Below are 20,311 nucleotides of genomic sequence, written 5' to 3'. Positions count from 1 at the left end.
AGGCAGGTTCTTCCCCTTTGCAAGCCTTGCAAAAAAACTGGCCGAATCCGGCCCGGCGCGCCAACATGGGGCCAATGCGGGCTTTGACCCAGCGCCAGTGGGCTCTAGATGCCCCGGCACGCAAAGCCAAAACCATACTGCCAGAGCCAAGGGGATATTATGCCGGAAGAATGGATGAAGCTGTTTCAGGAAAACGCCGACGCGCTGATGCCGCTGGTGGTCGAACACGGGCTGAACCTGATCGGCGCCGTCGCCATTCTGATTATCGGGTTCTGGTTTGCCGGGCGGGCGCGGAACTGGACGGTACGGGGTCTCGGGCGGATGCCGCGCTTCGACGACATGCTGAAAAACTTCTTCGGCGCCATTGTCCGCTATCTCGTCATCATCGTGACGGTACTTGCCGTGCTCGGCCAGTTCGGCATCGAGACGACGAGCCTTATCGCGGTGCTTGGCGCTGCCGGTCTCGCCGTCGGTCTTGCGCTGCAAGGCACGCTTTCCAATGTGGCGGCCGGGGTTATGCTCCTCATCTTCCGGCCCTTCCGCACCGGGCAATATGTGGAGGTCGGCGGCATCGCCGGTACCGTGAAAGAGCTCACGCTTTTTACCACCGAGCTCAACACGCCGGACAATGTGCAGATCATCGTGCCCAATTCCAGCGTCTGGGGTCAGGCGATCCGCAATTACAACGCTTATTCGACGCGGCGTGTGGACATTACTTTCGGCATTTCCTACGGCGATGACATCAACAAGGCGATGGACATCATCAAAGCGGAAATTGCAAAAGACGCGCGCATCCTCAAAGACCCCGAGCCCTTTATCGCGGTGCTGGGGCTCGGCGAAAGCTCGGTCGATATCGTCACCCGTTCCTGGACGGCGACGGGGGATTACTGGCCGGTCAAATTCGACCTAACCAAGGCGGTGAAAGAAGAATTCGACCGCGGCGGGATCACCATCCCCTTCCCCTCGCGCACCGTTTACAACGCCGCCGATTAAGGCGCCTCGCATGCCGGGGAAGCAAGGCCCTCCTAGAGCGGCCTTGCTTCTGCCGGAATTTATGGCCACCCTTTACACAAGAACAGAAGGGCCAAAGGCTGAGGAGAGCGACGCGCCATGGACAAGATTTTCGGCGGACCCATTCTGCCCACATTGATCAAACTCATCCTTGCCTCCGTGGGCGTCGGCATCGTGCTGGCCATTTTCGGCATCGAACCCTGGCAGCTTTGGGAAGATTTTCTGGGCACGATCAGCAGGGTCTGGGAAATGGGCTTCAACCTCATCGACTGGTCGTTCACTTATTTTCTATTGGGCGCGGTGATCGTGCTTCCTATATGGCTGGTGGTACGGCTCTGGTCCGTCTTCGTGGAGAAAGAGCCGCAGCGCAAAGACTGATATTGGAAGGATCATTCCATGGCGACACCGGCTCCCATCAGCTTCACCCCTTACAAAGGCAAAGTCACCGTGCGCCATGGCGGCGAGGTGCTGGCTGCTTCCACGAATGCGCTGGTGCTGCATGAAACGGGGCTGCCGGATATGTTCTACATTCCGCGCGCCGATGTGGCGATGGCGCTTTTCACCCGCTCGGACCGCGTGACCCATTGCCCGAAGAAAGGCGATGCGGCCCATTGGCATGCAGCGGCCGGCGACACGCAGATCGAAAATGCCGCCTGGTCTTACGAAACACCGATCGCCCAGGCAGAGCCTATCAAGGAATATTTCGCCTTCTATCCCAACAAGACGGATATCGAGGCGGAATAATCGGGCCAGGAGACGCCGCGTCCGCCGCGCGTTTGCTGAGCCTTCCCATCAAAGGCTCGCCAAGCGCGGCTGAATTGCTATCTTCCTCCTCATAAGAACAGATCAGGGAGGATGACATGACATCCATGCTTCGCGACGGCCTGTTGAAAGGCAAACGCATTCTCGTCACCGGCGGGGGCACGGGCCTCGGCAAAGTCATGGCCGAGGATTTTCTGCGCCTCGGCGCCGACATTCACATTTGCGGGCGGCGCAAGGCGGTGCTCGATGAAACCGCCAAGGAACTGATGGACAAGCATGGGGGCAGCGTCAAAACCCATGCCTGCGACATCCGCGTGGCGGAAGCCGTCGATGAAATGGTGACCGATATCTGGGCGGACGGACCCTTGAGCGGCCTCGTCAACAATGCCGCGGGCAATTTCATCAGCCCGACGAAAGACCTTTCCACCCGCGGCTTCGATGCCATTGCCAATATCGTTTTTCACGGCTCCTTCTATGTGACCCACTCCATCGGCAAGCGCTGGATCGAGGGCGGGCATAAAGGCTCGGTGATTTCCATTCTCACCACCTGGGTGTGGAATGGCGGGCCTTACACGGTACCATCGGCCATGTCGAAGGCGGGCATCAATGTGATGACGCAGTCGCTTGCCGCCGAATGGGGCCAATACGGCATCCGCCTCAACGCCATTGCCCCCGGCCCCTTCCCGACCGAAGGCGCCTGGGCGCGGCTCAGCCCCGGCGAAAGCGCGGAGGGCGATGCCTCGCGCCAGGGCATTCCCATGGGCCGCGTCGGCGAAATGCCGGAGCTCGCAAACCTTGCCTCATTCCTGATGGGCGATGGTTGCGAGTATCTGACGGGGCAGACGATTGCCATCGACGGCGCGGCTTACAATGCAAGCGGCGGCAATTTCTATCCGCGTCTTTCCAAGGTCACGGATGAGGAATGGAAGCAGATGCAGGAGATGATCCGCGGCGCGAACGACAAGGACAAGGCAAAGCGCAGCGTTTGAGAAAGCAAAGGGGCAGCCGGTACAAGTTCCGGCTGCCCCCGCGCGCCACGTTATTCTCCCATCGTCACAACGACCTTGCCGATGGCCTTGCGCTCCTGGAGAAGACGCATGGCATCGACGGCTTTTTCAAGCGGAAAGGTCGCGCAGACATAAGGGTCGATCTTGCCCTCCGCCGCCCAGCGGTCGATGGTTTCGATGTTGCGCTTGCCCGCTTCCGGGTCCCGGCGGCCATATTCCCCGGCGCGCACGCCGACAACGGAAAAGCCTTTGATAAGCGGCATATTAACCGGGACGGAAGGAATGCGCCCGCTGGTAAAGCCGATGATGAGCAGCCGCCCGTTCCAGGCGATGCAGCGCACGCTTTCATCGAAAACGTCCCCGCCCACCGGATCGTAAATCACATCCGCGCCGCGCCCGTCCGTCAACTCTTTTACCTTGTCTTTGAAGCCTTCCGTGACATTGAGCGTGTAATCGGCGCCGCGTTTTTTCACCGCATCGAGTTTTTCATCCGACGCGGAAGTGGCAATGACCGTCGCGCCGAGTAATTTGCCGACATCGACGGCGGCCATACCGACGCCGCCGGTTGCCCCGTGGACAAGCAGCGTTTCGCCCTTTTGCAGATTGCCGCGAATGACGAGCGCCACATAGGCGGTGAGGTAAGCTGCGGGATAAGCAGCGGCCTTGATGAAATCCATGCCTTCCGGTATGGGCCGGCAGGCAGAGGCCTGCGCGTTCACTTCCTCGGCAAAGCCGCCGATGCGCAGCCCCGCAACGACCTCATCGCCGGGTTTGAGCGCGGTAACGCCCGGCCCCACCTCGAGCACGACGCCCGCCCCTTCCATACCTGGGGAGAAAGGCAGTTCCGGCTTGAATTGATATTTGCCCTGCACCATCAAGATATCGGGAAAATTGATGGAGCAGGCTTTCAGGCCAAGCCGCACCTCGCCCTCGCCGGGCGGCGGCAGCTCGACCTCATCCATCCGCAGGACGGAAATATCCTCCGACAATTCATGCACTCTGAGCGCGCGCATGAGACCTCCCTTTTATTTGTTTTCGTTCTTAAAGGTGGCGCTTCAGATCGCGGGCAAGCTCGATGCAGGCGCGGCGGGCTTCGGGCACCGTGCCGCTCATGGCGGTAAAGGCGTGCGCGAGGCTCGTATAGCAGCGGTAGAGCGTGTCGACGCCGGCCGCTTTGAGTTTGTTCGCATAAGCCTCGCCCTGATCGCGCAAGGGATCGAACCCGGCTGTTGCGACGACGGCGGGCGCAAGGCCGCTCAGATCATCACTGAGCGCAGGCGCGACGCGCGGATCGCTTTCCTTGGACTTGTCGGGCAGCGCGTGATCCAGAAAATAATCCATGATCTCTTTGGTGAGCGGATAGCATTCCGCGCAGCTTTGCATGGAGCCGCCCTTATCCGTCGGGTCGGTCGCGGGATAAATCAGCAATTGCGCGGCCGGCTGCTGGCCCCCTTTGCGTTTGACTTCCTGGCAGACGACGGCGGCCATGTTGCCGCCCGCCGAATCTCCGCCGACGGCGATTTTCGAGGTGTCCATGCCGATCTCGCCGCCATTTGCCACCGCCCACTCATAAGCGGCCAGCGCATCTTCAATGGAAGCGGGGAAAACATGTTCGGGGGCAAGGCGGTAATCGACCGACATGACGGCCGCGCCGCATTCGTCCGCCAGCACCGAGCAGAAATGATTGCAGGTCTCAAGATCGCCGATCACCCAGCCGCCCATGTGATAATAGACGATACCGGGCAGCGCCTCGCTCTGCTTGTCGCTCGGGCGGTAGATGCGCACCGGAATTTCGCCCGCAGGCCCCGGGATCGTACGATTGAGAATGGAAACGCCGCGCCGGGGCGCATCGTCCAGCATGGCAAGACCGGCAGAGGAGGTTTCGCGCGCTTCCGCCGGGCTCATCGTCGCCATGGAAGGCTGCTTTGCCCCTTGAGCGGAAAGAAGCTGTACGCGCGGGTCCATGATATTGCCGTCGATCTCGACCGGCTCACCGCCCGCCATTTTCAGGATCACGCCTTCGGGCAGTTTCATCAAAGCGCGTACGATCAGCCGCTGCAGGCTCATGGGGGTCCCCCTTGTCGGATTTTTATGCGTTGTTCTTATGCGTTGTTTTGGGCGTTGCCTCTATCGATGACACCCTTCAGGCCCGCGAGCAAGAAATTCGCCGCAAATTCCGCTGCCTCATCGGCATCGGGATTGTCGCGCATCATCATGCGCTCGGACATTTCCTGCGCCAAACCGACCGCCGCCGCAGCAAAAAGCTCCGCATCCATGGGCGGCACCTTGCCGCTTTTCACGTCTTCTTCGACAAAGGACTGAATTTCATCGAACCCGGCCAGCACTTCCGGCGTCACCATGCGCACGCGCAGCGCGCCGGTATTGCGGCGCATCAGGCGGAACTGCGCTTCGTCAGTCAGCACATAGTTGAAATAGGCTTTGTAAGCATTGCGGATGAATTCCTCGAAAGTGCGCGAGGCAATGCGCGCGGCGCGGATCACCGGACGGATGCGCAGCGCGCCGTCATCCATCAGCGCTTCGAAAACCTCTTCCTTGCTCTTGAAGTAATTGTAGAACGTGCCCGACGCGAGGCCCGTGCGCCGGATGATGTCGCGCACAGAAGCTGCCCCGTAGCCCACTTCGGCGAACACTTCGCGGGCGGCATCCAGAATCGCTTCCTTGTTGGAGGCTTTCGTGCGCTCGCGCTTGCCCAGCGTTTTGGCTGCCGCTGCGCCCGCTTCGGCAGCAGACAGTTCTTTTTCGATCGTTTCGCTCATATATTTCTCTTTTCAAGGCAGCGGCTAAGACACTGCCTGGCGAAAGTGGCCGGGCACTTTCGTTCACCCCTTGCCCGAATACGCCGGGCTTTTAGCATCATATCATTTCGTGACGCACCGTCAATTTTTGAAATTTGCCGTGCGCAGATTTTTCTTTTTAAATCAATACGTTGTCTAACAGGCACCCATTCGCCATGCCAGACAGATTGACCTGCCCCCGGCGGAGCCCTATCACCGTTGCAAAAGAAAGGTCCCGCCATGGATGAAGATAAACTCACGAAAATGGTCGAAGAATCGGGAAACGCGCTCATTCAGCACGTCCCTCACGCGCGGGCCATCGGCCTGAAAATCGTGACCGCCAAAAAGGACCATGCCTGGCTGGAAGTGCCTTACGCGCCGCATCTCGTGGGCAACCCGGATACCGGCGTCATCCATGGCGGCGTTATCACCACGCTGCTCGATAATGCGAGCGGCGTTGCAGTGCAGCTTGCCCTGCCTGAGCGCAGTTCCATTGCAACGCTTGATCTGCGCATCGATTACATGCGCCCCGCCGAGCCCGGCAAGACGATCAAGGCCCATGCCCATTGCTATAAGGTGACGCAGAATGTCGCCTTCGTGCGCGGCGCAGCTTATCACGATGAAAACGAAGACGAGCCCATCGCCACCTCCGTCGGCACCTTCATGCTCGCCGCCAACCGGGCCACCCCCGTCGCCATGGCCGCACAAATGGCTAAGGCGCTTGAAGCAAAAGACAACAAGAAAGGGGACGCCTGATGGATCTCCTGCGCAAAGCCCGCGAAGACGGCGGCACGGTCGATCTCAATGCGCTGATCGAAGCCATTCCTTATGCGAAGTTCCTCGGCATCACGGTCGACCAGAAAGGCACCGAGATCACAACGGTGCTCAATTTCGAGGAAAAGCTGATCGGCAATCCCGTCCTGCCTGCGCTGCATGGCGGGGTGATCGGCGCGCTGTTGGAAATGACGGCGATCATTCAGCTTGCCTATGACGCCAAAGGCGATGCCTTGCCCAAACCCATCGACATTACCGTCGATTACCTGCGCTCCGGACGGCCCATCGATACTTATGCCCGCGCACGGGTGACGAAACACGGGCGGCGTGTTGCCAATGTGCAGGTGGAAGCCTGGCAGGAAGACCGCATGAAGCCGATTGCCGCGGCCCATGGCCACTTCCTGCTTGCGCCGCCTCCGGAGAGTACGCAAGACGCCGCCGGTTGAGGCAATGAGTACCGCGCCTGCCGCACCTTCTGTGTCTCCCAAACCGCTCCCGGACAATGCCCAGGTTTTGCGGGTTGCCATTCCCGTTGTCCTTTCCGGGCTTTCCACACCGCTGATCGGGCTTATCGACACGGCAGCGGTCGGCCAGCTTGGGGATGCGAAATATATCGGCGCTGTGGCGCTTGGCGCGCTCATCTTCACCTTCCTTTACTGGGCCTTCGGCTTTCTGCGCATGGGCACGACGGGCCTGACCGCGCAGGCTTTTGGCGCTGAAAACGGGGTGGAGATCCGCGCCTGTCTCGGCCGGGCGCTCCTTATCGCGCTTGCGGCGGGCAGCGGGCTCATTCTCCTGCAGGTGCCGCTCGAATTTGCCGCCTTCACGCTTGTCGGAGCCGAAGCGGATGCCGAAGCGCTAGCGCGCACCTATTTCGATATCCGCATCTGGAGCGCGCCCTTTGCGCTGGCCAATTTCGCGCTGCTCGGCTGGTTCATCGGCTTGCAGCGCATGCGCACGGCCCTTGCCCTGCAGCTTTTTCTCAACGGTATGAATGCAGGGCTCGACGGGCTTTTCGTCTTCGTCTTTGAGATGGGCGTTGCCGGCATTGCCTATGGCACGCTGATCGCGGAGGTTTCCGCCGCTCTTGCCGGGCTCTTTCTTGCCGCCCGCGTTCTTAAATCCATGCCCGGCGGCTGGGACCTTGCCGCGCTCAAAGACAAAGCGGCACTCGCGCGCACCATCGCCGTCAACCGCGACATCATGATCCGCACGCTGCTCTTGCTCTTCGCCTTTGCGTTCTTCACGGCGCAAAGCGCGGGGCACGGAAACGAAGTGCTCGCGGCCAATACGATCCTGATGCAGTTCGTCTCTTTTGCCGCTTATTTTCTCGACGGCTTTGCCTTTGCCGCCGAGGCGCTTGTGGGCGAGGCGTTGGGCGCGAAGCGGCGTGAGGCTTTTGCGCGGGCCGTCAAACTTTCAACGCTTTGGGCCGCAGGTATATCTCTTCTACTTTCAGCCGGTTTTGCGCTGGGCGGGCCGTTTTTCATCGCCCTTCTGACAACGGCGGAGCCCGTGCGCGCGCTGGCCGGCACTTATCTTGTCTGGGCGGCGGTGCTGCCCATTGCCTCGGTCTGGTGTTATCAACTCGACGGGATTTTCATCGGCGCCACGCGCACGGGCGAAATGCGCAATGCGGCGATCTTCTCTCTCACCGTCTTTCTTGCCTGCTGGTGGCTTTTTCAGCCGCTCGGCAATCACGGGCTCTGGGCTGCCTTCACGCTCTTTGCCCTGATGCGCGCACTCAGCCTTGCGGTCTATTACCCGCGCCTTGCAGCGCAAAGCGCGGGCGCTGCGGCTTGAGATCAGAGAATTTTGATTACGCCTTCGGGCGGGCGGCCAAGCGCTGCCTTGCCGCCTTTCACCACAATGGGGCGTTCGATCAGGATCGGGTTCTTCACCATCGCTGCAATGAGCTGGTCTTCGGAAAGGCTGTCATCGGCAAGGCCGAGCTCTTTATAGGCGTCTTCGCCCTTGCGGATAATGTCCCGGGCGGACAGGCCGAGTTTTGAGAGAATGTCTTTGAGCTCGGCTTCGCTCGGCGGGGTTTTCAGATATTCGATGATCTGAGGGCTCTCGCCTTTTTCTTCGAGCAGCGCCAGCGTCTGGCGGGATTTCGAGCAGCGGGGATTGTGATAGATCGTCGCCGTCATGAAAGGCTCCTTGTCTTCGGCTTCAAAAAGGTCAGCGCAGCGGCACGTCGGCGCCAACGGCGTCCGCCACCGAGGCAAAGCCGTCCGCTTTCAAAAGCGCGCTAAGATCGCGGGCCATCTCGGGCACAAGGCCCGGCCCCTGAAACGTCATCGCGGTATAAAGCTGCACGAGCGAGGCGCCTGCGCGGATTTTCGTATAGGCATCGCGCCCGCTCGACACACCGCCGACACCGACAAGCGGCAGCTTGCCGTCCGTCAGCTCGCGCATCCGCCGCAGCACCGCTGTGGAGGGGGCAAAAAGCGGTTTGCCGGAAAGACCGCCCGTCTCACCTGCATGCGCCCCGCTCACCAGCCCGTCGCGGGCGATGGTGGTGTTGGAAACGATGATCCCGTCAATACCGCTTTGAAGGCAGACGCCTGCAATATCGGCAAGCTCTTCTTCGATCAGGTCCGGGGCGATTTTTAAAAGCACCGGCACGGCACTCTTACGCGCACCCAGCACACGGGTGATCAAATCTTCCAGCGCTGCGCGGCTTTGCAAAGCGCGCAAGCCCGGCGTGTTGGGCGATGAAATATTTACGGTGAAATAGCTCGCCAGCCCTTCAAAGGTTTCGATGCCTTTGACGTAATCGGCGGCGCGGTCTTCGCTGTCTTTATTAGTGCCGAGATTGACGCCCACAATACCGCCTCTTCCCTGCCGCCGTTTCAAGCGGGCCAGCATGGCGTCATGGCCTTTATTGTTGAAGCCGAGCCGGTTGATCACCGCTTCATGGGCGGAGAGGCGAAAGATGCGCGGGCGCGGGTTGCCTTCCTGCGGGCGCGGCGTCGTGGTGCCGACTTCCACAAAGCCGAACCCGGCCTTCAGCATGGCATCCGGCACTTCCCCGTTCTTGTCGAACCCGGCGGCAAGGCCGATGGGATTGGGAAAATCGAGCCCGAAAAGTTTCACGGCCAGGCGCGGGTCGCGGCTTTCCGGCGCATGGGGCCCGAGCCCCCATTGCAGCGCCTCGATCGTCAGCCCATGGGCGCGCTCGGGGTCAAGCCGGCGCAGCATATGGCTTGAAAGAGCATAAAGCGCCTTCATGCGCCCGCCTCCAGATCAGGAAAAATATGAGCACCGTCCGGCCCAAGCGGCAGCGGGTCGCGGCTGACCACCGCCGAAAGGTCAAGCACATCATAAAGATGCGGAAAAAGCGCGCCGCCGCGCGAAGGCTCCCATTTCAGGGCGGGCCCGAGTTTTTTTTCATCGATGCCGATCAGCAGCAAATCGCCTTTCCCGGCGAAATGCTTGGCGGCGGTTTCCTTGACCTGATCGGCGGCGGAAAAGTGAATAAACCCATCGGCCAGGTCGACCGGCGCGCCGTCAAAGGCGCCTTTTTCTTCGGCAATGCGCCATTCGCTTGTGCTGACTATTTTGTAGATGATCATGAGGCAGAGTTAATGCAGAAGGATGACGGGCCATTCTGACCCAGCTTGCAGGGCCGGTTCGCGCGCACTTTATCCCCCGCCTCCCATGCCCGCAACCTGACTATCTCCGTTCTCGGACTTGTAGATTCCCCTCCGATGGGTTCTCATAAAGGCCTCCGCAGAAAATCCGGGCATGCATGCGCCCGGCAGCGATGAAAGCATAACGGCAACGTGATGACGCATGGCTTTTCCCATAGCCAGATCTGGCTGGCGCTGGATGCGCTGGCCGTTCAGCACGGGTTGACGCCATCGGGTCTGGCGCGCACGGCGGGGCTCGATCCCACCGCCTTCAACAAATCCAAACGCGTTACCTCCAACGGCCGCCCGCGCTGGCCAAGCACGGAAAGCCTTGCCAAGGTGCTGGCCGCTACGGGCTCGAGCCTCGATGAATTCGTTCAGCTCGTCTCCCGCACAGAGGCGGGGGTGCCCCCCGCCGGCCGGCGCACCATTCCGCTGATCGGTTTTGCGCAGGCCGGCAGCGGCGGCTTTTTCGACGATGGCGGCTTTCCCGTCGGCGGCGGCTGGGAAGAGATCGGCGCGCCCGCCGTTGCCGATGAACACGCCTATGCGCTGGAAATCAGCGGGGAAAGCATGCTGCCCGTTTACCGGCAGGGAGACATCATCGTCGTCTCGCCCGCCGCCTCCGTGCGGCGCGGGGACCGGGTGGTGGCGAAGACCCGTGAAGGGGAGGTGCTGGTAAAGGAACTGGGGCGGCGCGCCGGCGGCGAGGCAGAGCTTATTTCACTCAATCCGGCTTTCGTGAACCGCGTGCTGCGCGAGGAAGACATCCTCTGGATCGCGCGGGTTATCTGGGCGCGCCAATAGCATCCTTGGAAAAATTTTTCCGTACCCGCTCTGCCGGCGCTCTGCCTGCGGCAGGGACAACATCTTTGGGCGGCATGGCCGCTTTGCCAAGATGGGCGGCCAGGATAGGTTCGAGCACACGCCGGGAGCCGCTTTCGATCGCCGCTTTCAGCATGCCGGCACGGTTCTTCACGATCTCTTCGACGGCACTTTCGGCTTTCCGCGCGAGCAGCCCTTCCAAAATCTTTTCCGACCGGCGCAGCTTCTCCTGCGTGCCGAGCGCGGCGCATTGCAGCGCATATTGATAAGCAATGAGTGCATTGTCCGGGGCAAGCGTCAGCGCCGTTTCATAATGGCGAATGCCCGTTTCCACATCCGCGCCATAAACGGCGGCGCCAAGCGTGCCGCCTTTGCGCACGATGATCAGGTTCCAGCTCCCGAGCATCGCATGGGCGAGCGCATTGCCCGGATCCTTATCCAGCACATAGTCCAGATGCTCGCGCGCTTCTTCCGGATAGCCGGAGAAATGCGCTTCCAGCCCCTCCATGGCGCGGGATTTGAAACCCAGCGCGGCCACAAGCTGCAGGTGCGCCTCGATCATCGAAGCATCGAGCCGCAGCGACTGGCGGGCAAGTTCCATCGCGCGGTCGAAAAGCGGGCCGCGCTCGCCGTAAGGGGTGCGCAGTTCCGCTTCCGTCAAAAGTGCACGGGCTGCAAAGGCAAGAGCTGCGGCGGTTTCGCTCGCCTCGGCCTTATTCGCGGCATTCAGGAAATCGCCTTCACGGTAAAGCGCCAAGGCCTGTTCGGAAGGTTCCGCCGATGCCGGGCTCTGCCAGAAAAGAAGCGCGCAGCCGAAAAGCCCGGCCAGCACAGGGCCGAAGCGGCGCGGCGCTCTTTCAGCATCAATCCGGTTCATTCGGCTTTCTCCTCCCAGTCAAATGCCTCCTCAAAGAGAAAGGCATCGTCGAAATGCCGCTCGCCCACAAAGGCGGTAGCATGCGTTCCCCATTGGCGCATCGCGCCGGCGCTTTGAATGCCCATGGGCCAGAGCAAAAACCGCTCGGCCCGCGCGCTGCGCGCGATGACACCGTTCTCGCCGTAAAAAGACCGGCGCGCCGCGCTGCCCGGCACAGGCAGGGATCGCAGTCCGTATTCCGGCGCTTGCCCCGCCATCACCATATCATAGCGCTTCTGAGAGGGCTTTTTTGTGACGGAAATTTGCCGGAGATAATGGCTGCCGGCGGCAAGGTGCAGCGCCAGCCGTTCTCCCGGCTCCAGCGTGGGCGCCGCGCGGGGCACAAGCGGGGCCTCGCGCAAATCTTCATCGGCAGGCACCGGGCGGCGGGCGGCGGGCGGCACGGGGAAGAAAAGATGATAACAGCCACAGGCATGGGCCGTGTCATAGATGAGCGGACGCCCCTTCTCATCAAGCGTAACGCGCCACATAAGCGCATCGAGCGGGCCGCCCAGAATATCGAACGCTCCTTCTTTCGGGCGCGCCTTGAACCAGAATGTGTAAACGAGTTGCGGCAGGATCTTGCCGTTCCAGCGTGTCTGCGCGAAACGCACGAACACGGCATGGCGGGCCGTATTCACCTGCGCGCTTCCTGCCTTATCGAGATAAGGCGTGCCGACAATATCTGCCTCGCTTTCTTCCGTCACGATGATCTGCGGCGCAAAGAGCGGCGCCAGTGCTTCGACGTCTTTCACTGCCGGATGCCAGAGGCCGAGCGCATCCCTTTCGATGCCAGAAAGGAGCGTTGCCGCATCCCCCTTTGCTTCCGCGGAGGGACCATAAGAGATACCTTCTTCGGGCGGCAGATCGAAACTCGGCAGATTGGCCGCCTTCCAGCGCTCGAAACCGGCCGCCACACCGAGACTGCTTAAGGGGTAAATCCCGGCGGCACGCGCCCAATCATCATAATGGCGCGGCGGGACCATTCGCTCTTTCAAAAGCGCGCGGCCTTCTTCCCTCTCCAAATCATGCGCGGCAAGGCGTTCAGCGCACGCATTAAGGTGCGGCGCCATCTCTTCGCCGAGAGACGACCGGGCGGGCGCCGGTAAATTGGCAAGCTCGATCTTGCGTGCCAACGCCGCTTCGCTTTGAAGCACCTCTACCCACGCCTCGAACTGCGCTTCATTCATCGCCTCGTGACGGAAGGACGCAAGAAGCCGCGTCTTGCGCAGATAGGCAAAGCCGGGAACGGGAACCGCCTCATGGTCGCGCACGCCCGCCTCTTCCACCGCATCGTCATAGGCTGTGAAAAAAGCGCGGCAGGCCGCGACATCCGCGCTGCCCGTTTCAAGCGGCACGGGAAAGTTTTGCACGCAGCCGCCAAGCGCCAGTGCGGGGAGCAGCAGCCCCGCCAGCAATGCGATATGTTTGCGCGTTTCTCTCACCGGCCGAGCATGACGGAAACGGGCCGCAAGCGAAACCGGCAACGCGGGGAAACACATCAAAAAAGGCGGGACGTTCCCGCCCCGCCTTTCATGTCATTCTGCCGCGCGGTATCAGTCCGCCGAGAGGTCCTCTCCGGCAAGCGCGCGTTCGATGAGTTTCACCGTTGCCTCTACCCCGTAAAGGGCAACGAAGGAACCGAAACGCGGGCCCTGGCTTTCGCCGAGCAGCACTTCATAAAGCGCCTTGAACCAGTCGCGCAGGTTCTCGAACCCATGTTCCTTGCCCACCGCATAGACGGTGTTCTGGATTTCCTCGGCCGGCAGCTTCGGATCGATCTCTTTCAGCCGGGCGGCCAGATCGGCCAGGGCCTGCTTTTCGGTCTCATCCGGCGCGCGGTATTTTTTGTTCGGCTTGACGAAATCATGGAAATAATTGATCGCATAGCCGACCAGCCGGTCGAGATCGGGATGGGTCTGCGGGCTGGCGCCCGGCGCATAATTGCGGATGAAACCCCAAAGCGCCGCCGGGTCTTCGGAATGGCTGGCGCTGACAAGATTGAGCAGCAGCGCAAAGCTGACCGGCACGTCGACCTTCGGCGGATTGCCGGAGTGAATATGCCAGACGGGATTGTTGAGCTTCTGCTTGTCGTCCTGATCCGGATAGGCGCTCAAGAAGCTGACATATTCATCGACATTTTTCGGAATGACATCGAAATAGAGCCGCTTGGCGACGCGGGGCTTTTGATACATGAAAAGCGCAAGACTTTCCGTCGTCGCATAAGCCAGCCAATCGTCGATGGAAATGCCATTGCCCTTCGACTTCGAGATTTTCTGACCCTTGTCGTCGAGAAAAAGCTCGTAGACATAGTGCTCGGGCGCAGGCGCGCCCAGAATGCGGCAGATATTGTCATAGATCGGCGCATTGGACTGGTGGTCTTTGCCGAACATTTCAAAATCGACACCGAGGGCTGCCCAGCGCATGCCGAAATCGGGCTTCCATTGCAGCTTCACACGACCGCCCGTTACCGGCAGCGTGATCTCCTCACCGTCTTCATCGTCGAAGGTGATGGTGCCTTCTTTCGGATCGACATGCTTCATGGGCACATAAAGCACCCGGCCCGTCTTCGGTGATATGGGCAGGAAAGGCGAATAGGTCGCCTGACGCTCAGCGCCCAGCGTCGGCAGCATCACTTTCATGATGTCGTCATAGCGTTCCACCGCCTCGCGCAGCTTCTCGTCGAAACGGCCTGCCTTGTAATATTCCGTGGCGCTGGCGAATTCATACTCGAAGCCATAAGCATCGAGGAACCGGCAGAGCATGGCATTGTTATGGGCGGCGAAACTGTCGAAGTCGCCGCCGAAGGGGTTCGGCACCGAAGTGAGCGGCTTTTGCAGATGCGGCATCAGCCGGGCCGGATCCGGCACCGTGTCCGGGATCTTGCGCATGCCGTCCATGTCGTCGGAGAAGCACAGAAGACGCGTTTTCACGCCCGGCGCCAGCGTTTCGAAAGCGTGGCGCACCATGGTCGTGCGGGCGACTTCCCCGAAAGTGCCGATATGCGGCAGACCGGAGGGGCCGTAGCCCGTCTCGAACAGCACTTCATCCTTCGACACTTTCGATTTCTCGAGGCGCTTCAATAGCTTACGGGCTTCCTCAAAGGGCCAAGCCTTGCTGTCCTGCGCAATCTCGCGCAACGCCTCACTCGTCATGGTGATCTCCTGTGGATCGTTTCGCCTTTTAGGAAAACGGCGGTGTTTTCTTAAAGGTTTCGAAAGCGCCGGACCCTATGATTTCCCACGTATTCCGTCAATCACGATGCGGGCAGGAAGCGCGCACGGGCGGAAATTTGGGGCGTTACAGCATGCTTAACGTAGAAGAAGCCGAGGCCATTTCGAAGCGGCAGATCGACCAGCGCGTGCTGGCCGAACAAATCCGCCTGCTTTTCGATCTGGGCCGCCCCGGTTCCGCTACCATGTTCATCGGTATCCTGGCCGTCGGCGCGATTTTCGCCACCGTCGCCCCTGCCTGGCCGATCGCCCTCATGCTGGCCAACCAGGCCGGCGCGCAGACCATGTTCAACCATTTGCGCCGCGGCTTTTATGCCGACCCGAAGCGCGCGGAACGGGCCGATAAATGGGCGCGGGCCTATGCGCTGAACTGCATCTGGTCGGGCGCCACCTGGGCCATCGGCGCGGTCTGCTGGCTGCCTCTGGTGCCCTTCGAATATCAGGCGCTTTTCACACTGATCGCCGCCATGCTGTGCCTTTCCAGCGTGATCATGCGCCTCTCTTACCCCACGGCCATGTACATCTATATGGCAACGATCGGTTTGCCGACGCTGGCCTGCCTTGCCCTGTTCGGCGGCCCGCAGGGTCTTCTGCTCGTTGGGCTCGCCTTTCTGACTGCCGCCGCGCTGACCGGCTGGATCAAACAGCTTCACCGCTCGAATAGCGAAAGCATTCGCCTGCGGTTTGAAAATACCGGCCTCGTGGAGCGCTTGGAGCGGGCGCATAAAGTGGCCGAGCAAAAACGCGCCGATGCGGAAAAAGCGCATGAATTGCTGCGCGCTTCCGAGCGCACCCGCCGCGACCTGCTCGCGATGATTTCACAAGGTATCCGCGCGCCGCTTGCCGGCATGAGCGATGCCGCGGCCAAACTTGAAAAAGCAAACCCGGCTGATGAGCAGGTGCGCACCATTCAGGAAACCTCGCATCTCATCGGCCGGATGCTGGCCGATGCCGCCGATCTTACCGCAATGGAAAGCCGGACGCTGAAGCTCGATACCCAAGTCTTTGCCCCCAAAGCCCAGATCGAGCAGGTCGCCCGCCTCCTTCGCCATACAAAACTGCGCCCCGGCCTTTCGCTCGAAGTGGACTGGGGCAACGAAGTGCCCCATGAAATGGTGGGCGATCCGGCCCGCCTGCAGCAGATCCTGACCAATATCGCCGCCTATCTTCTCACCGGCACGGAGCGGGGCGGGATCGTCTTGCAAGCTGCGTCCTCCAACGCCTATTCCTGCGAGGCGGTACGTTTTTCCGTCACCTCCACATCGTTCGAAGGCAGCGCGCAATCATCGGATGTCTTTACGGACGAAATTCCGCTGCCCCTCGCCCACTCCCTTTACAGCGAAGAAGTGCTCGGCCTTAACATCGCCAAGCGGCTGATCGGGCTCATGGGCGGGCGCATCGGCGTCGATGCCGCGCCGGGCTTCGGCGCGACGATCTGGTTCGCCGTTCCCAAACATCCCGGCCTCACGCTGCAGGACGAAAGCGGGCCGGAAGATACCGGCGCCAATCTCGTCGATCTTGCCCGTCTTTACATGCTCGAAGACCGGATGGGCTCGGATGCATTCGTCGCCCATCTTCAGCGTGCGCTGGAAGATTTGCGCAGCCATTGGGACGCTCTGTCGGGCGCGGCCAGCGAGAACGACCGCGCCTCGCTAACGGCGGCGGCGCGGCGCCTTGCCGACACGTCCAACGTGCTCGGCTTTACTTACTTAAGCGAAGCGGCGCGCCAGCTCAGCCTCTCCCCGCCCGGCACGGAAGGGGCAGCGGCGCATATTCCCGGCCTTGAAAACCGCTTGAAAAGCGCCGAGGCGACCTTGAAGCGCATCTATCCGCGCCTCAGCGCCTAAAAGCCTGCCGCCTCAATTCTTCGCCTTAAGGGAACGGCTTTCTTAAGCCCCGCCGCCGCCTATACTGACGGCCATGTCCGCTCTTCCCCCGCCCGATTCGCCGCAAAGCGATGCCTCCATCCTGCTGCCCGACATCAAGGCGCTGGGACTGAAGGCGCGCGGCGCGGTGCTGGTAAGCCAGGACGGGGAAGTGGATGAAATCTCCCCGCGCGAGGCGGCTGAACGGCTGGGGCGCGAGCCGCTGCTTCTCTGCCACCGGGGCTTTACACTGCGCCGCCTGACCGGCCCGCGCTCGCGCGCGCAGCCGCATCCAGGCACTTTCGACATTCTCGACCTTTTCGCCTTCGTGCGCCCTGCCCGCTTTACCTTGCCCACCCCGCAAGGCCTTGCCCGGGCGCTCGGCCTGCCGGTGCCGGGCGAAGCGGAAGCCGAGGCGCTTTTTCTTTTCGAGGCGGCGGAAGCGCTGCTGGGCGAGCTGACAAGCCCTGCCTATCCCGACAAGGAAGAAGCGATTGCGCTCGCCAATGCCCTTGCCAAAGCCGGCTGGAGCTGGGGCGAGGCGGTGCTGGCCGCGCTGGGCGCTCCGCCCCAGGGACGGCGGGCGCTCAGCGGGGAAAACGGCCTGCGCATCTGGCGCAAACTGGAAGACTGGGAAGAACGCGCGCCGCCGCCGCCGCCTTCTCAGGAGCCCGTGACGCCGGAAGCGGCGCGTGAGAGGCTGGCAGCACTTGCAGGCCCAGGCGCCGAGGCCCGCCTTTCCCAATCCGATTATGCCGCCCGCGCGACCCATGCCTTTGCCCCTAAACCTGCGCCCGGCATGCCCGCGCTATTGCTCGCGGAGGCAGGCACCGGCATCGGTAAGACGCTCGGCTATCTTGCCCCGGCAAGCCTTTGGGCACAGGCCAACAAAGGCCCGGTTTGGATCTCCACTTTCACGAAAAACCTGCAGCGCCAGATCGACCAGGAAACAAGACGGCTTTTCCCGGACCCAGCCGAGCGGCAGGAAAAAGTCGTTATCCGCAAGGGCCGGGAAAACTATCTGTGCCTGCTCAATCTGGAGGAAGCGACGAACCGGGTGCCCGCCGGATCGGACTTCATCGCCACCGCGCTCATTGCCCGCTGGGCGCTTTACAGCCGCGACGGGGATATGGTCGGCGGGGATTTTCCCGCCTGGCTTCCCGCAGCGCTCGGCCGCCCGCGCCTTGCTGCGGAAATGACGGACCGGCGCGGGGAATGCGTTTATTCCTCCTGCCCGCATTACAAGAAATGCTTCATCGAAAAGGCGCTGCGCAAGGCGCGTCATGCAGAGATCGTGATCGCCAATCATGCGCTCGTACTGCACCGGGCAGCGCTCGACTTCGCCTTTCATCAAAACGGCGATGACGCCGCCCCTGCCGAACATGCTGCAGGCGCGGAAGACGAGCTGCCAGATCACAAGCTGCTGCCGCCCCGGCTGATCTTCGATGAGGGCCATCATCTTTTCGATGCGGCGGACGCGGCCTTTTCCGGTCATCTGTCGGGCTTCGAGGGCTCCGATCTGCGCCGCTGGCTGCGCGGGCCGGAGGCGGGCCGCCGGGGCCGCGCGCGGGGCCTGAGCGGACGGATCGGCGATTTGGTGGCCGGCACGCCGGAAGGCGAAGAAGCGCTGCAAGCGGTGCTCGATGCCGCCCAGGCGCTGCCGGGGCCCGGCTGGCAGAGCCGCCTCAACCAGGGCCAGCCGCATGGACCTGCGGAAAAGTTTCTTGCGACCGTTCATGCGCAGGTACGCGCGCGGGGGCGGGATGAAGGCGGGTTTTATTCCGTCGAATGCGACGTGCTGCCCGTCTCGGAAGGCGTTTCGGAAGAAGCGCCGAAACTCGATGCCGCCCTTTCCCGGCTTGAGCGGGCGATGCGGGCGCTTGCCGATATTCTGCGCCGCACGCTCGATGAAGAAGCCTCCAGCCTTGAGACCGCGACACGCATCCGTTTCGATGCCGCCATTCGCGGCCTCGACCGGCGCGCGGGCACGACCATTGCCGGATGGCGGCACATGCTCAAGGCGCTGGCCGGTCTCGATATCGACGAGGCGGCAGGTGATCCCAACCCCGAAGCGCCGCGCTTTACAGACTGGTTCGCCATCGAGCGGCAAGGCGGCAACGATGTCGATGTCGGCATGCACCGGCACTGGATCGATCCGACCGAGCCTTTGGCCGAAACCGTGCTCGCGCCCGCGCCGGGCGTGCTCATCACCTCCGCCACGCTGCGCGATGAACGCGAAGAGGACGAAGAAGAAGCCGAGGGCGGCTTCGCCCCGAGCTGGGCGCAAGCGGAAATCCGCACGGGCGCGGCGCACTTACCCTCCGCCTCGGCGCGCGCTTATTTCGCCTCGCCTTTCGATTATGCCGAGCAGGCGCGCATTTTCATCGTGCGCGACGTGGACAAGAAAAACGCCGATCAGGTGGCCGCTGCCTACCGCGAACTTTTCCTCGCCTCGAACGGCGGCGCGCTCGGCCTTTTTACTGCGATCAGCCGCCTGCAAGGCGTATATCAGCGCCTCAGCGAGCCTTTGGAAGAAGCGGGCCTGCCGCTTTATGCCCAGCATATCGATGCAATGGATACCGGCACTTTGGTAGACATTTTCCGCGCCGAGGAAAAAGCCTGTCTTCTCGGTACCGATGCAGTGCGCGACGGGGTGGATGTGCCCGGCCGCTCCTTGCGCATGATCGTTTTCGACCGCACGCCCTGGCCCCGGCCCGATATTCTGCACCGCGCCCGGCGGGAGGCCTTTGGCGGGCGCAAATATGACGAGATGATCGTGCGCCTGCGCCTTAAACAGGCTTTCGGGCGGCTGATCCGCTCGGCGGGCGACAGGGGGGTCTTTGTTATGCTCGATCCGGGCTTACCAACGCGGCTGACCACCGCTTTTCCGCCCGAAGTGCCCATCGAGCGGCTGGGACTGGCCGAAACGCTTGAAAAAGTGCGCGATTTTCTTTGAATTTCAGGCCCTTATCCGGCCTTGCGATTGACGCCCAGCAATCCTAATGTCGGTCGCCCTTCCGCCGGGCTTGCCTTCAGGCGGGACAACACAAGGTAACGAGGTTCAGTTTCATGCCGCAAACGATCAACCCCCATACCGCGCTCATCTATGTGATGGTCACGATGTCCGCCGTCGACAGCGCGATGAGCGACAAGGAACTGCGCAAGATCGGCACGATCGTGACGACGCTACCGGTTTTCGAAAACTTTTCCTCCGACCTTCTTGTGCAAATTGCGGAAGATTGCGGCGAGATCCTGCAGGAAGAAGGCGGGCTGGAAGCGGTGTTCGGCCTGGTGCGCGACGCGCTGCCCGAGCATCTGCACGAAACCGCCTATGCGCTTGCCGTGGAAGTTGCCGCCGCCGATCTGACCGTGCAGCAGGAAGAGCTTCGCCTTCTGCAATTGCTGCGCGACACGCTGGGCATCGAAAAGCTCTCCGCCGCCGCCATCGAGCGCGGCGCCCGCGCCCGTCACACCACGATTTAAGC

At 61.7% G+C, this 20,311-nt stretch carries 20 protein-coding genes; 11 read left to right on the top strand and 9 right to left on the bottom strand.

The genetic code is table 11. The annotated features are described in order from the left end of the window. Window positions 1–159 precede the first annotated feature (159 nt). The 4 genes from ACOQOT_RS02655 (at window position 160) to ACOQOT_RS02640 (ending at window position 2,762) form a co-directional block, all read left to right on the top strand. On the top strand, window positions 160–993 hold the full coding sequence (locus ACOQOT_RS02655; protein WP_420560834.1) for a mechanosensitive ion channel family protein: 834 nt from the start codon (window positions 160–162) through the stop codon (window positions 991–993). 117 nt (window positions 994–1,110) lie between these two features. After that, a complete protein-coding gene (locus ACOQOT_RS02650; RefSeq protein WP_420560833.1) occupies window positions 1,111–1,389 on the top strand; it encodes a DUF6460 domain-containing protein in 279 nt (92 codons plus the stop codon). A gap of 18 nt (window positions 1,390–1,407) precedes the next feature. Continuing rightward, complete coding sequence (locus ACOQOT_RS02645; RefSeq protein ID WP_420560832.1) at window positions 1,408–1,755, top strand: DUF427 domain-containing protein; 348 nt, start codon at window positions 1,408–1,410, stop codon at window positions 1,753–1,755. A gap of 125 nt (window positions 1,756–1,880) precedes the next feature. Then, the gene (locus ACOQOT_RS02640; RefSeq protein WP_420561898.1) at window positions 1,881–2,762 is read left to right on the top strand and encodes an SDR family oxidoreductase; all 882 of its coding nucleotides are present in this window, start codon (window positions 1,881–1,883) and stop codon (window positions 2,760–2,762) included. A gap of 50 nt (window positions 2,763–2,812) precedes the next feature. Here ACOQOT_RS02640 and ACOQOT_RS02635 read toward each other — a convergent pair whose 3' ends face one another. From ACOQOT_RS02635 to ACOQOT_RS02625, 3 genes are read right to left on the bottom strand one after another with little or no spacing between them, the layout of a single operon-like run. After that, on the bottom strand, window positions 2,813–3,793 hold the full coding sequence (locus tag ACOQOT_RS02635) for an NADPH:quinone oxidoreductase family protein (protein ID WP_420560831.1): 981 nt from the start codon (window positions 3,791–3,793) through the stop codon (window positions 2,813–2,815). Between the two features lie 28 nt (window positions 3,794–3,821). Continuing rightward, a complete protein-coding gene (locus tag ACOQOT_RS02630) occupies window positions 3,822–4,847 on the bottom strand; it encodes an alpha/beta hydrolase (RefSeq protein ID WP_420560830.1) in 1,026 nt (341 codons plus the stop codon). Between the two features lie 35 nt (window positions 4,848–4,882). After that, window positions 4,883–5,557 (bottom strand): TetR/AcrR family transcriptional regulator, encoded by a 675-nt coding sequence (locus ACOQOT_RS02625; protein WP_420560829.1) that lies wholly within the window; start codon window positions 5,555–5,557, stop codon window positions 4,883–4,885. A 258-nt stretch (window positions 5,558–5,815) separates the two neighbouring features. On the opposite strand from ACOQOT_RS02625, the gene ACOQOT_RS02620 reads away from it, so the two are divergent. From ACOQOT_RS02620 to ACOQOT_RS02610, 3 genes are read left to right on the top strand one after another with little or no spacing between them, the layout of a single operon-like run. Further along, window positions 5,816–6,331 carry a PaaI family thioesterase gene (locus tag ACOQOT_RS02620; RefSeq protein ID WP_420560828.1) on the top strand — a complete coding sequence of 172 codons (516 nt, stop codon included), beginning with the start codon at window positions 5,816–5,818 and terminating at the stop codon, window positions 6,329–6,331. Beyond that, window positions 6,331–6,795 (top strand): PaaI family thioesterase, encoded by a 465-nt coding sequence (locus ACOQOT_RS02615; RefSeq protein ID WP_420560827.1) that lies wholly within the window; start codon window positions 6,331–6,333, stop codon window positions 6,793–6,795. The genes ACOQOT_RS02620 and ACOQOT_RS02615 overlap by 1 nt, the downstream gene beginning before the upstream one ends. Window positions 6,796–6,799: 4 nt before the next feature. Next, window positions 6,800–8,152, top strand: coding sequence for an MATE family efflux transporter (locus tag ACOQOT_RS02610; RefSeq protein WP_420560826.1), 1,353 nt, complete (start codon window positions 6,800–6,802; stop codon window positions 8,150–8,152). A gap of 2 nt (window positions 8,153–8,154) precedes the next feature. Here ACOQOT_RS02610 and arsC read toward each other — a convergent pair whose 3' ends face one another. Genes arsC through ACOQOT_RS02595 form a run of 3 tightly spaced genes read right to left on the bottom strand, consistent with a single transcriptional unit; the run spans window position 8,155 to window position 9,930 of the window. Further along, window positions 8,155–8,502: an arsenate reductase (glutaredoxin) gene (gene arsC / locus ACOQOT_RS02605; protein WP_420560825.1), complete on the bottom strand. Its 348-nt coding sequence runs from the start codon at window positions 8,500–8,502 to the stop codon at window positions 8,155–8,157. Window positions 8,503–8,533: 31 nt separating this feature from the next. Beyond that, entirely contained in the window at window positions 8,534–9,586 is a 1,053-nt protein-coding gene (locus ACOQOT_RS02600; protein ID WP_420560824.1) for a quinone-dependent dihydroorotate dehydrogenase, read from the bottom strand. After that, window positions 9,583–9,930 carry a DUF952 domain-containing protein gene (locus tag ACOQOT_RS02595; RefSeq protein ID WP_420560823.1) on the bottom strand — a complete coding sequence of 116 codons (348 nt, stop codon included), beginning with the start codon at window positions 9,928–9,930 and terminating at the stop codon, window positions 9,583–9,585. Before ACOQOT_RS02595 ends, ACOQOT_RS02600 begins: the two co-directional genes overlap by 4 nt. A gap of 213 nt (window positions 9,931–10,143) precedes the next feature. On the opposite strand from ACOQOT_RS02595, the gene ACOQOT_RS02590 reads away from it, so the two are divergent. After that, window positions 10,144–10,794 (top strand): S24 family peptidase, encoded by a 651-nt coding sequence (locus ACOQOT_RS02590; RefSeq protein WP_420560822.1) that lies wholly within the window; start codon window positions 10,144–10,146, stop codon window positions 10,792–10,794. Here the strand turns inward: ACOQOT_RS02590 and ACOQOT_RS02585 are convergent. From ACOQOT_RS02585 to ACOQOT_RS02575, 3 genes are all read right to left on the bottom strand, one after another. Beyond that, the gene (locus ACOQOT_RS02585) at window positions 10,775–11,689 is read right to left on the bottom strand and encodes a hypothetical protein (RefSeq protein ID WP_420560821.1); all 915 of its coding nucleotides are present in this window, start codon (window positions 11,687–11,689) and stop codon (window positions 10,775–10,777) included. The two genes, ACOQOT_RS02590 and ACOQOT_RS02585, sit on opposite strands and share 20 nt — an antisense overlap. Further along, window positions 11,686–13,173: a hypothetical protein gene (locus tag ACOQOT_RS02580; RefSeq protein ID WP_420560820.1), complete on the bottom strand. Its 1,488-nt coding sequence runs from the start codon at window positions 13,171–13,173 to the stop codon at window positions 11,686–11,688. Before ACOQOT_RS02580 ends, ACOQOT_RS02585 begins: the two co-directional genes overlap by 4 nt. Window positions 13,174–13,284: 111 nt before the next feature. Then, window positions 13,285–14,883, bottom strand: coding sequence for a lysine--tRNA ligase (locus ACOQOT_RS02575; protein ID WP_420560819.1), 1,599 nt, complete (start codon window positions 14,881–14,883; stop codon window positions 13,285–13,287). Between the two features lie 152 nt (window positions 14,884–15,035). On the opposite strand from ACOQOT_RS02575, the gene ACOQOT_RS02570 reads away from it, so the two are divergent. The 3 genes from ACOQOT_RS02570 (at window position 15,036) to ACOQOT_RS02560 (ending at window position 20,309) form a co-directional block, all read left to right on the top strand. Next, window positions 15,036–16,808: a sensor histidine kinase gene (locus ACOQOT_RS02570; protein ID WP_420560818.1), complete on the top strand. Its 1,773-nt coding sequence runs from the start codon at window positions 15,036–15,038 to the stop codon at window positions 16,806–16,808. Window positions 16,809–16,881: 73 nt separating this feature from the next. Further along, window positions 16,882–19,782 (top strand): ATP-dependent DNA helicase, encoded by a 2,901-nt coding sequence (locus tag ACOQOT_RS02565; protein ID WP_420560817.1) that lies wholly within the window; start codon window positions 16,882–16,884, stop codon window positions 19,780–19,782. A gap of 113 nt (window positions 19,783–19,895) precedes the next feature. Continuing rightward, the gene (locus ACOQOT_RS02560) at window positions 19,896–20,309 is read left to right on the top strand and encodes a tellurite resistance TerB family protein (RefSeq protein WP_420560816.1); all 414 of its coding nucleotides are present in this window, start codon (window positions 19,896–19,898) and stop codon (window positions 20,307–20,309) included. Window positions 20,310–20,311: the final 2 nt, after the last annotated feature.

It is taken from the genome of Tepidicaulis sp. (genome assembly GCF_965222285.1).
Lineage (GTDB): Bacteria > Pseudomonadota > Alphaproteobacteria > Parvibaculales > Parvibaculaceae > Tepidicaulis.
This window is presented reverse-complemented; position numbering and strand designations above follow the sequence as displayed.